9 protein-coding genes are annotated in these 13,265 nt (G+C 39.2%); 4 read left to right on the forward strand and 5 right to left on the reverse strand.

From position 1 onward, the window contains the following. Window positions 1-18: 18 nt before the first annotated feature. Window positions 19-723: a DUF3581 domain-containing protein gene (locus ATS75_RS09440; RefSeq protein WP_058560191.1), complete on the reverse strand. Its 705-nt coding sequence runs from the start codon at window positions 721-723 to the stop codon at window positions 19-21. A gap of 516 nt (window positions 724-1,239) precedes the next feature. Between ATS75_RS09440 and ATS75_RS09445 the strand changes: the two genes are divergently transcribed. The 3 genes from ATS75_RS09445 to ATS75_RS09455 all read left to right on the forward strand — a co-directional run bounded on the left by ATS75_RS09445 (window position 1,240) and on the right by ATS75_RS09455 (window position 3,547). Then, window positions 1,240-1,680 carry a DUF3019 domain-containing protein gene (locus tag ATS75_RS09445; RefSeq protein WP_058560192.1) on the forward strand — a complete coding sequence of 147 codons (441 nt, stop codon included), beginning with the start codon at window positions 1,240-1,242 and terminating at the stop codon, window positions 1,678-1,680. Then, window positions 1,680-2,360, forward strand: a complete 681-nt coding sequence (locus tag ATS75_RS09450; RefSeq protein ID WP_058560193.1) for a response regulator transcription factor — start codon at window positions 1,680-1,682, stop codon at window positions 2,358-2,360. The genes ATS75_RS09445 and ATS75_RS09450 overlap by 1 nt, the downstream gene beginning before the upstream one ends. A gap of 161 nt (window positions 2,361-2,521) precedes the next feature. Then, window positions 2,522-3,547, forward strand: a complete 1,026-nt coding sequence (locus ATS75_RS09455) for a sensor histidine kinase (RefSeq protein WP_161936893.1) — start codon at window positions 2,522-2,524, stop codon at window positions 3,545-3,547. Here the strand turns inward: ATS75_RS09455 and ATS75_RS09460 are convergent. Both ATS75_RS09460 and ATS75_RS09465 read right to left on the reverse strand, forming a co-directional pair. Beyond that, the gene (locus ATS75_RS09460) at window positions 3,531-4,373 is read right to left on the reverse strand and encodes a MipA/OmpV family protein (RefSeq protein WP_058560195.1); all 843 of its coding nucleotides are present in this window, start codon (window positions 4,371-4,373) and stop codon (window positions 3,531-3,533) included. The genes ATS75_RS09455 and ATS75_RS09460 overlap by 17 nt on opposite strands. Before the next feature lie 349 nt (window positions 4,374-4,722). After that, window positions 4,723-10,593, reverse strand: a complete 5,871-nt coding sequence (locus ATS75_RS09465; protein ID WP_058560196.1) for a S8 family serine peptidase — start codon at window positions 10,591-10,593, stop codon at window positions 4,723-4,725. A 292-nt stretch (window positions 10,594-10,885) separates the two neighbouring features. Between ATS75_RS09465 and ATS75_RS09470 the strand changes: the two genes are divergently transcribed. Further along, entirely contained in the window at window positions 10,886-11,263 is a 378-nt protein-coding gene (locus ATS75_RS09470) for a hypothetical protein (protein WP_152996209.1), read from the forward strand. A gap of 55 nt (window positions 11,264-11,318) precedes the next feature. Here the strand turns inward: ATS75_RS09470 and gltX are convergent, their stop codons facing one another. Then, window positions 11,319-12,803: a glutamate--tRNA ligase gene (gltX, locus tag ATS75_RS09475; protein WP_058560198.1), complete on the reverse strand. Its 1,485-nt coding sequence runs from the start codon at window positions 12,801-12,803 to the stop codon at window positions 11,319-11,321. A gap of 82 nt (window positions 12,804-12,885) precedes the next feature. After that, on the reverse strand, window positions 12,886-13,245 hold the full coding sequence (locus ATS75_RS09480; protein ID WP_058560199.1) for a glutathione S-transferase N-terminal domain-containing protein: 360 nt from the start codon (window positions 13,243-13,245) through the stop codon (window positions 12,886-12,888). Window positions 13,246-13,265 lie beyond the last annotated feature (20 nt).

Raw genomic sequence — 13,265 nt, forward strand, 5'->3', positions numbered from 1 at the left:
GATTAAACTCTCGCTGATTTAAGCAACAGGCTTAAGCGTTTCTTTACGTTCGTTATAAAATGAAATCAAATCGTCAACAGTGTCTTGGCAATATTCTCGTATACCCGATACAACCATATGTTTTTCACCTGATCCCACTTTTTTGCCATTTTCGAGCAAATTAAATCGCAATGTTATTTTACCGCGCTTACCTGCACATTCGAAATCAGGTTCAGCAAATTCTAATACAGGGGCTTTGATATCCAACGTATCGAGGTTAATCAACATTGACTCATAAATAACCATCGGTCTAGCCGGGTTTATCATGACATCTTGTTTGCCCATAAGCGGAATGATCACATGAGGAAACGTGGTACCAGAAAACTCTACATAATTCTTTATCAGACTATTGGTCAGTGTTTCACACTGACTGGTTTTACCTTCACGCTTAACTTTCAGCATGACTTTTTCACCACTGGTGATATCAAATTCATCTGCACCTTGTGGAAACTCAAGTTTTGAGCTTTCATCTACCATGCCTGCAAACGTGAATTCCATTTTTTCACTGATACCGTACTTACTTAATACCAACGAGAACAATAGATCTCCAGGTACACAAAATCGTTTTGCGTCTTTATCATGAAGCGGGTTGTAATCATCAGCTACGCACTTAGCAAAGCGGCAACCTTGTTCACGAGAAATAGAGATATAGTCAGCATGTTGCTGATAATAAGGACTTAACATTGTTTGTTCACTGCTTAAACTGCTTATAACTTATCTATACTACCAGATAAAATAATGAGAGAGGTCGAATCTGTTTAATTTTGTGTAACAAAATAAATGCTTGGTTTAATAAAGCTAAAAGATGAAGATAAATCAACTTAAAAAAGTAAGTATCACTTACCCTATTTTACTAATCACGAACCAATTAAATAAATAGCCTACAATTAAATGTAGCAATTTGTACAAAGGGTTAACAATCAACTAGAAATAGTTAACACTAACGACAGCAGTAGAGATGTTTTTAATCTAAATGAAGGTGTATTTTACGTCGTTTATTAGTGCCTTTATAATTACTTGTGTAACCCTTAATTAGTCAAAAATAGAGAACCTAAAAGGACCATTCGCTTTACTCTAAATATAATAACAAACAGCCTGAGTGAAATACTCTGTATGTTACTAAAAAAAACTTAGACAAAAGGAACGTGAGCTTGTTTATTTTTTCTACATCCATTCTCGCGATTATTTAGGTAGTTTAATTTGTTTTGCCTCACAGCCATTAAAGCCATTGATGTAAAATACATCAATAAAAAAACATTATTGATCACATTATTATGTAGCGGCCTTTTTAGTGTCAGTAGCTTTGCACAGGCATCTGATAAACCTTTTTTTAATGTCTCGCCGAAGGTGTGCATCATTGAATCACAAAACAAGTTCTGCGAATTTAATATTCAAGTAAATTTTACGCTCGCGCCTTTTAAAGAGCTATGCTTAGAAATAACGAACCGCCCTCATTATACCCAGTGCTACAACTCTCCAGGGCTTATTAATGAACATTTTAAATTAAAAACGACACACTCCATTATGGTTCAACTTATTGATCCCTTAGAAAATGTAGTGGTTAAAGAACAACAACTATCCATCGCTAACTATAAAGTAAGTGATTATCGTATAAAACGCCGCTTTGGCTGGAGTCTATAATGCATCATATATTTGTTATTGAAGATGATCTCAAACTGGCAAAACTGATACATAAATTCCTTTTAAAGCAAGGTTACACCGTTGACTTATTCAATACAGTACAAACCTACTATGATCATGAATGTACCTTTTTACCTACACTGATCATTTGTGATGTTATGTTACCTGATGGAAATGGGTTTGCACTGATAGAGCAGCTAAAAAACAACCACAACTGCCCTGTTATTTTTTTAACCGCGCTGGATTCTGTTCAATCACAAATAAAAGGGTTAGAGCTAGGTGCTTATGATTATTTAGTTAAGCCAATTAAACCTGAATTACTCTTAGCCAAAATTAAAAACATCATTAATCAACGTATAATCCCAGATGAACTTCAGCAAGACTTATCTGTAGACACTAACAAACGTGATGCAAAGTTTCTTAATACTTGGTTAGGCCTAAACGAAAGTGAATTTGAGATTATTTCATTTTTAGCAAACAATGCACCTCAAACAGTATCGCGAGAGTTATTGTTTAAACAAGTAATAGGGAGAGAGTATGACGGCCTAGATAGAGCGATTGATTTAAAAATTAGTCGATTAAGGAAAAAACTAAAAGAACTATTTTCCGATAAAGAAGCATCTTTAGATATTAAGTCTGTTAGAGGAAAAGGCTATAGTTTGGATATTACTAAGTCATGAACCAACAGTTTTTAAAGTTATACATGATAATAACGGTTAGCTTAACGGCTTTAGTATTATCATTTGGCCAAATGTACAATTATTTTTTCTCAGCGCAAACTCCTAGCCTTCAGCTTAGTGTTAACGAGTTTAGGAAATTAATTGACGAAAAAGATACGAGAGTGAAAAAGGTAAACGCCTCAGAGCTTATTTTATCGCCAGAGCTACAAACTAATTTTGAAAATGAAGGGATCCTCAGTGTTACTCTTGAAAACCAATCTTTTGTTTACTTAAAAGGGTTTAATAAACAAATATACAGAGTGGGTCCGGTTGAACTGATGCGCACCCCGCCAACAGACTGGGTTGTATTTATGGCTTTTTACTTATTACTTGGCGGCATTATTTTATTGTTTATAAGACCCGTTTTTAGAGATTTAAGTCTACTTCAAAATGCAGCAAAATGTTTCAGTAAAAAGCCAGAAAAAATCATCCTACCAATCAAAAGTAATTCTTCAATTGCGCCACTTGCAGGGACGTTTACAGAAATGTCAGAGCGTATAGAAAGCTTTATTTTATTACACAGTGATTTATCACGGATCATATCCCATGAGATCCGAACGCCCCTTTCTAGAATGCGTTTTGCTCTTTCAATTTCAGAACTAGAACCTGATGAAAATAGTCAGATAGAACATGATATCGACGAAATCGAAGTACGACTCGAGCAATACCTTTCTTTTGCACGGCTCGAACATCAACAAACAGTGTTTAATCAAAAGAAAGTCAATCTAGCATCGCTCATAAATACTGAGATACACAAATTCAAACTCTACAAAGAGTTAGAATTTAAAGTAGACTTTCAAATAATTGACGCATGGTGCGAACATAGCTTTATGGCTATTGCAGTGCAAAATCTACTCATAAATGCGACCAAATATGCAAAGCACTCGATACAAATTAAAACTCGGAAGAGTAACGGTATTTATACTATTTATGTGACTGATGATGGCCCAGGTTTACCACTTAATGCTAATGCATTGATTGAGCCATTTAAACAAGGTGAAGGTGATGTGCTAGCTAGTGGCTATGGCCTTGGGCTATATATTGTAGACAGGATTGCCACGTGGCACGGAGGTAAAATAAACTTAACAAATCACACGACAAGTGGCGGCGCAAGAATATCGATACAATGGCCTAAAAATGATAAGTAACTCCTACAAATCCAGAAAAGTACCCGTTTTGCTTTATCATATGGGAGTTGGCCAGGTTATCACCCAACCAAGTGTGTTTAAGCTTAAAGTCTAAACTGAGATTATTATTTAGCGAGTATTCATACGTTAACTTAATATGATATTGCTCATTACTTTCTAAGTCATACTTAGGTAATCTACTTTTACTTTCACCAGCGGCTACGGTGTAATAATACGCTATTAATTCTTTATTTTTATAAACGGCCCCAATCTCTATGCCCGCCTTGCCTGAAAATAATTCAAACACACTATAAGCATTAAGCAAAAATTCATGACCGTTATGAACGTCCGTTGCATCTTGTAATAACGCCCCGCTTAGCCAAATATTATCATAGAGATTAAATGCTGAAGATACACCCACCATATAGGACAAATCTCTCTCTATGGGTGTTAAGTTGATAGGTGTAGCCGAAGGAATCGTAGGCCTTCCTGGACCTGAAGAAACCGCCCCTAGAGCAAATAGCTGTTCAACACCATCAAGTTCAAAAAAGAAGCCATCATCATTAAACCTGCCTAATATATCGATATAATAATTAGGTGCTTCAATGAGACTGTAGCCTATTGAAAAGTCATCAAAATACCAACTATCACCATAATAGCTAAAACTTGGAAGAATGGGTGATGTGATATTACCTGCATCAAGCACCGGGTTTTCAATCCCTCCATAACCCAATGTCACGCTGGCATTAATTGTCGACTTTTTAACAAGCTGAGTTTGCTGTTCGTCAACTTGTGCATACACAACTGATATGTTCAAGCAACACAGTAAGCCAAACACCTTTTTCATCAACTTAATTCACCTTTAAATCATAGTATATTGGTATTCAGGGGTATTCTCATGATTAGTAGCATATAAAGCCTCACTTGATTACAAAAATAGTATGCTAAGCCATGTTTATGTATTTTTAGCTGACACAATAATACCCTCGCCATCTCCCTTTCTTGCTAAAATTAACACATTACAAAAAATATAAAATACCTTGTACATTTTGCTACAGAGGTATTTGATTTCACTTAGCACTCATCGTTATAACTATTATATTAATTTTCGCTGCTTTTTCATCATGGTATGTGCTAATTAAAAACAAAAAAAGAGCCCGAAGGCTCTTTGTAACATAACACAATTAGGAATAAATTTAGCTGCGCTTAGCTTTACGGCGTCTTAAGCTTGCAAAACCAGCCATTAGTATCGTTAACCAAGTTAACGAACCACTAGACTCTTCTTCATCATCAGCATCATCAACCACCGGGGCTTCAGTCACTGATAACTGCATGCTTTTTTCAACCGTTGTTACACCGTCGCTTACTGATACTGTGTAAACATAATCACCCGCAACAAGTCCTGATACTTTAGTACTTGCTTCATTTGCTGAAGCAATTGTACCTGGACCTGCCCACTCATAGGTCAGTTCATCACCATCAAGGTCAGTCGCTGTCGCACTTAACGTTGGGACCTGGCCTTCTCGCACATACATATGCGTTTTATCAAGTTCAACAACGGGTGCATCATTTATCGCATTGACCGATAAAGTAAACGTAGTTTGAGCCACGGCAGTTGGCTCATCAGTATATGCAACCATCACGGTTACCTCGATATCACCATTAAAGTTTGCCGTCGGTGTCAATTTAAGTATTGAGCCTGACTCATTACCCATTACCTCAATACTTGTGTTAGCAGCCATTGCGGTAATTAACGTGTCTTTACCTAGTTGATTATCAAAGTTAATCGCGATTTCAGTATTGCTATCTTCATCTACTGATTGCGTCGCTATCTCACTAATAGTAAGGCGCTGTGCAACCGTGACTACTTTAACGCCTACAGTAGCTGTTGTTTCATTGACGCCATCTGAGACCGTTACGGTAAATACATGATCACCTGCTGGTAAATCCGATACTGTTGTTGTCGCTGCTGATGAATTTGCGATAGTTCCGTTGCCAGTCCACGTAAAGCTGACCTCATCGCCATCGGGGTCGATTGAGGCTGAAGCATCTAGCGTCACTAATTCACCTTCAGTAATAACCATTTGCGTCTCAGTAACGCTTGCAACTGGTGCATCACTAATACCTGTAACGGTTAGAATAAACGACGTGCTTGCCGCATCAGATGGATTTTCGATGTCAGATACGACGACCGTCACTTCTGTCTCACCAAAAAAGTTATCATTTGGTGTGACTGTCACGGTGTCACCTTTAACTACGTAACTAACATTGTCATTTATTACTGAGATTTCATTCTTTGAATTTGTCTCATCAATATAATGCACATCAAAACTTATCGCAGTTTCTTCGGCTGTAACCATGTCGTTTAACGCCACCACGGTAATATTGCCTGGTACACTTAATGTTGCTGTCGCAGTCATACTATTCAAGCCAGTCATTGATGATTTAGCATCAATTTCTAATGTTTGACCTGATGCTGATGGTAACACTTCAGCCCACGCGGTTACCTCAAACTGAGAGGATTCAGGACCAACATAATCCATGCATACAACGTAACCATCGCTGATCACTTCATCTAAATCGTTAAAAGCATGCTGTATGCCACGATACTTTTCTAGCGGTCCATATTGATATAATGCACCACGGTGACCTTGCAAACCGATACTACCGTGTGGTCGTGTTGAACCAAAATCTAAATTATCATATGCATAGTAGAGCTCATGTTCACCTTCACCAAAGCGAGTATTGGCATTAAATAGTAATTGGAAGTCAAACGAGTTATCACGCTTTGTATAACTATATTTGCCTGTCGAACGGTCAAGTACGGGATCATCATAATCTGATGCATTATCCCACTCTACTATTCCCCAACCATCAGCAGTACTAGCAAGTGAAATACCTTCATCAGATGACAGGCCTACTGACATTACAGAGCGTAACAACCCTTGTTCACTAAACTCCCAACCACGCCACAGTGGAGCCATATTTTCATATGGGAACGAATTATATGGGAATGGGTTATGGACAGGGTAGAAGTAGCGGCTTGCACCTGGATTAACAGTACCCATACCACGGATTTGAATAACGCTGTTTTTGATATTTGTATTCTCAGCGTTATTATATAAGCTAAACTCATCATACGCCCCGTTATAAAAACTTGAAATCGGTAACGTGAAGCCTCGGTTATAATTGTACAAATTGTTGTCATCAAAACCTGATAATAATGGCATGATGCCAAACTCAGCCAAATCAACATATCCACCAGGGTTTGAACCACCAAAGTCAGGTGTACGACACATTTCATCAGTGATGTTATTGGTAACTATATAATCAGGCTCTATATCACGTGTATCAGCTTGAACACCTGTTATAATCACTTTGCCATCAATAACCTCGACATTTACTTCTGATGTAGAAGAAACATGAACATTATTCGGGTGTACACTTAAACCTTCAGGAGTAGTAAGCTCGAACTCATAGTCACGATCAATACCTGAGTTATTCGCTAACACCTCAAATGTATAGGGAATAAAGTCCCCTACTTTTGCTCCTGTAGCGGGTGCATCAAGGTGAACGACATCGTTACCACGCTTGATTTTAAATGGTATTGATCCGATGTTATTTGGGTTTACATTTGATGAACCTACATCAATCATAGAATAGTAGACATTATTAGGCGTTAACTCAGTGTCCCATTCTACGGTCATATCAACAGTGTCTTCACCATTACTAGCAGGTAAACTTGCTGTCATAGAGCTTGCTATTTGGTCTGAAACCACCGCGGTTGCAAGTTTGAATGTTTCCTCAACCGCACCAACACCAGACTGGTTTGAATTGTAGATCACCACCCAATACTCACCCTCTTCTGGATTGTTGATATTACAGAAGTTTTCGTAAATTTTATGGTTTGACACGCACAGAATTTCATCCTGAGGCTGAATAACGCCATCATTATTGTAGTCTTTACCTACATACACTAAAGGGTTACCAATTTTGAGCGTCCCCTTTAAATCTGATTCAACTCCCATCACTTCAGCCATAAAGCGTTTTGAATTTACTGGTACAGTTACAAACTTACTAAAAGTCGCCTCATCAAGAATATCCTCAGCGGCCACGTCTTCTGTTCGATTCATCGTCCATGGGAAGATACGCTCATCATCTTTAGGGAGGGTTACGGTGCTTATTTCAGCTTTGACTGGCTCATATACACTAGCAACAGGCGTTTCTACATTTGGTAAAACAATGCCTTTGGCAACATATGTTCCCTGATTTGAATGTGCTGTAGTTTGTAATGATGACGGTAAATTTCCACGATCATATTTAAATGAAACTGGCCAATGTGCATCTGGTGTTTCAGTATTTTCAGACTGGAACACAAGGTTAGTATGCAGCTCAACCTCAGAGTTACTAAATAAGTCCTGTGTATCCATGATAGACGCTTTCACTATAATGGTCTGTGTTTCGCCTTTTTTCAGTGAAAAAGTTTTTGGGAAAATGTCAATATTGACACCGTTTTGAGCGGTTTGACTATTAACATCAAAATTCCAGTTTTCAACATCTTCATGGCTTACAGTCCACGTACCATCTTGCGTTGCTTTTATGGTTCTAACCCATTGACACTCAGGTGCACATGCAAAGTTCACCAAGTTAGGTAAATTAAGCTTATGTGGAGTGCCACCGTTGTAAGGGTCAGCCGCTAAGAAGTTATCCGCAGTTTCGTTCATCACAAAACCCGCTTTAGCAGCCAATGCAACGTTAATTCGGCCGGCTCCAGCGCGATAAATTTTTGCATCAGCAACAATATCACTTTTGTTATTTAAACGATGATATTTAACAACATTTTCCGCTGTCATAGAAAGCGCAGATTGAATTTCGGCCGCAGTCCACTCTGGGTGAATTTGACGTAATAATGCCATTGACCCTGCAACATGAGGCGACGCCATAGATGTACCACTAATACCAGCATAATCTTGCCCATGCGGCTCTACGAACGGATGTTCATCAGAATAAGCAGCATATATATTGACACCCGGCGCAGCCATTGCAGGTGCTAATACCTCAACATTTGAAAATGATGGACCGCGAGAAGAAAAGTCAGCAAGCCAATCTGCATCATCTTGATTGACGCGACGTTCGATAACGGTTGGTTTAATCGTTATCATGTGACCTAGCTCTGAATAGCTATCAACCCAATCCTCTAGAGCATCTTCTGGGTATACTCCATTCCATTGATCATAACTAAAGTGGACGCCAGGTAAAGAGTATGATTCAGGAACGGTGCCTTGATTACGATCACGGTTAAACATAATGAAACCATCCGCGCCACCTGCTTTAACATGATCTACTTTTGCAGTACGTGCATTAGCGTTAGGGTCAGTTGGTGTATGGCGTTGACAAATTACAATCACATTAGTTGAACCATCATTGGCACCCGTGATTTCACTACCATCTTTATAATAATCAAACGTTCCTTCTGGGTATTCGGCTGTGCAATAACCATTGTAATCTTTAAATCCGTTTACATCGGCATAATCCTTAGCCCATACAACAACACCAGTCAGCTCTTCGTTATTAATTGCTCCACCAACTAAACCTGCTTCTGACCAGCTTGGCACCTCTGAACCTAGGGTATCATCAGCAAAGCCTGCATATTCAACCGCAGTTTCAACCGCAATAGAACGACCATGTGTTGTTGCTGCAACCTGAGCCAACCAAGGTGATGAATTATCTAGGTAACCAAAACATTCCGCAGCACCACACGCTTGGCCACTATTACCCGCAGCAGCAGCCACATTAATACCAGCCTCTCGTGCTGCGAGAAAAGCAAGCTGTACAGGATCTGCCCATACATTTGAGTCTGCGCCACCAATTGAGAAGTTGATAACATCTACGCCGTCTGAAATCGCATCTTCAATACCAGCAACCAGAGCTTCACCAGGACACCCTGCGTATTCAGCACTGCTTGGATAACACACTTGATATGAAATAATATTAGCATGAGGAGCAACCCCTGAAATCTCAGGAAATAAATCTTCTTTTAAGATAGCCCCATCTGTGTTCTCACCAAAGCTAGGAAGCATATAAGGTACATTCTTAACAACGTTACCTGCAGCTGTCGATGCGACATGTGAACCATGACCTTGATAATCTTCACCAATGGCAGGCCAACCAGGTATCATTGCCTCAAAGGCATCGGTTATCACATCATAAGAGCGAACACCAATGAGTTTACTATTGCATTGAACCTCTTCTGGCTCTTCAACACAGTCACCAACGTATGCGCCTTCTCCAAATGGGTTGATATGTTGATAGCCATCGCCGCCTATAGCTGAAAATGAAGGGTGATCAGAGTTGATACCCGTATCGATAATACCAACAATTTGTCCCTCCCCTTTTCCTTTAATACCGCTCGGTACACTTGTGCCATCCCAAATTTGATCTGCACCAATATGCTTCGGACCTTCATCTGACAGTAAGTCATAGTTCTTTGAACGCATTACAGATGCAACAGAACCAAGTTCTGCAACACGGCTGGCTTCACGTTCAGTCATTTTCACAGAAAAGCCATTGAGGGCTTTAGTAAATTGACGACGCATATCTGTGCGGCCTGTAACGGCCGTTACTTCTTGCATCACTGAGTTTTGTTTATGTAATAATTTAGCTTGATACTCTGTGACAGCACTCACAGTAGCCCGGCCTTTTTCAAATATTTTTGTTATACCCTGTACTTGCATTGAGCGTGCGAGAGGTGACGCTAGATCACGCGCTTCGAGCGCAACAGAGTTCGCTTTCAAGCGCACTATATATATACTTTCACCATCAACACCTTCTTCTTTAAATTTCTTTTCTTGGCTATTGAGTTGTACATTAAGACCATCGTTTTGAAGCATAGAATCAGAGTCGCCTTGTGAAAACTCTTTGCTAAATGCTTTAATTTCTTCAAACGTTATATTAGGTGCTTTTAGTTGGTTACTTATTTTGTGCTGGCTCTCAATGTCGGCAGCATGTGCAGCACTCGCGCTGTAGATAGCGGCAGCTACTGCAATGGAAATGGTTTTCACTTGCATAGGTATCCCCTGGATAGTTGTTTAGTATTTTTATTCAAGTTTTGTGAATATCTATTTCACCACTTGTACATACAATTCAACCATAAGGAAGATAAAAAGTGACGCTAAAACGTGTAGCATTTTGTACATTTCATTAACAAAAATGAAATTTATAAAATACAAAGCGATCATTTTAGCTTTTCAACATACTAGGAATTAAAGAGACGCAGCTACGTTATCAACAAAATTTTACATATTAAGTTTAAATAATTGTTATGCTTTAGATTAAACAAAAACTAAGGACAGACATAAAATGAAAAAAACGTTGTGTACATTGCTACTACTTCTATGCAGTGGATGCAGTGCCATTAAGGTATCTACCAATATCAACGACGTGATGATTGCAAATCAAATTGCTAAACATGATTTATATAAATTTCGAAACCACCAACATGCAAACGAAATGGGCGCAACAATGATGGGCCAGATAGAGGGGCTCAGCTGTGAAGAGAGTCGCCGAGGGACTGTTAACAAAAATAACTTAAAAGCCGAAGCCCAATCTTTATTAAAGCAAGATGCTGTAAACCGAGGAGCAAACGCTTATACCATTGAGCAATGTATAGCAGTGACATATGCTAAATATGAATGTGAGAAAGCTTACTTATGTACTGGTCAGTCTTACAGTTATTAAAAAAGTTATAAAAAACCGAGCCTAGGGCTCGGTTTAAAATACCAGTTAAAACATATTAACTATTTGGATATTCGCGATAAGCGCGTTCTATATTCTTAGCCTGCTTTTTCGAAACACCTAAATGTGTAAGTGCAACACGTAGACGGGCACGTGATAAATCAGAGCCTAGAATTTCCATTGCATCAAGTACTGATGTCGATGACGTCTTTCCAGTAATAGCAACAAAGATTGGCTCTAAAAAGTCTTTAATTTTAAGCTCGTGGAATGTTGCCACCGCTTTAGCAATAGCAAATATCTCAGGCTTTTCCCAGCTACGTAGGCCTTCTAATTGCCAGATAAAGAACTGTAACGCTTGGCGAATAACATTTTCATCCGCTTTACCTGCCGTTAATAATGCGGGATCGTAAGTCGGTATACCACCTACAAAATGACCAGCTAAATCAACCATATCCGATAAAGTATTAATACGCGTTTTAGCTTCAGGCAGTACTTTAGCCAGCATATCGCCATTGAACTTCCAATCAACAAAGCGCTGGATGAGTTCTGCATCCGTTAAGTTTTCACGTATCCACGTGCCGTTTAACCAACTTAGTTTATCTACATCAAATACAGGGCTGCCCAGTGATACGCGCTTCATATCGAAGTGCTCAATCATCTCGTTCAGCGTAAACTTTTCACGCTCGTCAGGCATTGACCAACCCATGCGACCTAAGTAATTAAGTACCGCTTCTGGCAAGTAACCCATTTCTTTATAGTAATTAATAGAGGTTGGGTTTTTACGCTTTGATAGCTTTGATTTATCTGGATTACGCAGTAATGGTAAATGACCAAGTATAGGCGCTTCCCAACCAAAGTCTTCGTACAGTTTTAATAACTTAGGGGCTGAGTTGATCCACTCTTCGCCACGGAAAATATGGCTGATTTGCATGTGGTGATCATCAACAACGTTGGCTAAGAAGTATGTTGGAAAACCATCGGCTTTTAGTAGCACTTGCATATCTACGTTTTCCCACGGGATCTCAATCTCATCACGTAAGTAATCATTAAACTTGAATGTGCCTTCGCTTGGGATGTTCATACGAATTACATATGGCTTACCAGCAGCTAAATTAGCTTTAACTTCTTCTTCAGTTAGTTTTAAACCACGACCATCGTATTTAGGGCGCAAACCTTCTGCAATTTGCTCTTCGCGCATTTGATCAAGTTCTTCGCTGGTTGCAAAACAGTAAAACGCTTTGCCTTCATCAACGAGCTGATGTGCATATTTCTTATATAAATCGCTGCGCTCTGATTGGCGGTATGGGCCAAATTCACCACCCACATCTGGACCATGATCCCATTCAAGCCCTAACCAACGTAGGCTATCCATAATCGCCTGTTCAGATTCTGGCGTGCTGCGTACTTGGTCTGTATCTTCAATACGAAGTACAAACTCACCACCTTGCTGTTTAGCAAAACAGTAATTAAATAAGGCAATATAAGCAGTGCCAAGATGCGGGTCACCTGTTGGTGACGGAGCAACACGAGTACGGATTGTCATGGTATATTCTCTTTAAAAAAGGACTATAAAAGTTGCCCTGATGCTAGCATAGCAAGGGCAATTTTCGAAGTAGTCGCGCACCTTAGGCTGCGACTTTATCTAAATAGGTAATGATATCGTTTGATTCGTATAACCAGGTTACTTGGTTATCTTTTTCAATACGTAGGCAAGGAACCTTAACTTTACCACCCTGCTCTAGTAACTCTTGACGATATTGTTCATTGTTTTTAGCGTCGCGGGTTTCTACTTTTAAGCCTTCGCGCTTAATAGAGCGGCGCACTTTTACACAAAAAGGACACGCTTTAAATTGGTAGAGTTTAAAGTCACGGGTTTGCTGATCGAGCTTTGCTTGCTCATCAGGCGCACGTTTTTTACTGCGTGGTGTAAATATAAAATCAAAAAATAAGATTAAAGACCCTAAAATCCAACGAACTAATTTCATTTTCTACCCTATCGACAACA

Source organism: Pseudoalteromonas sp. H105 (assembly GCF_001469215.1).
In the GTDB taxonomy this organism is placed as follows: domain Bacteria; phylum Pseudomonadota; class Gammaproteobacteria; order Enterobacterales; family Alteromonadaceae; genus Pseudoalteromonas.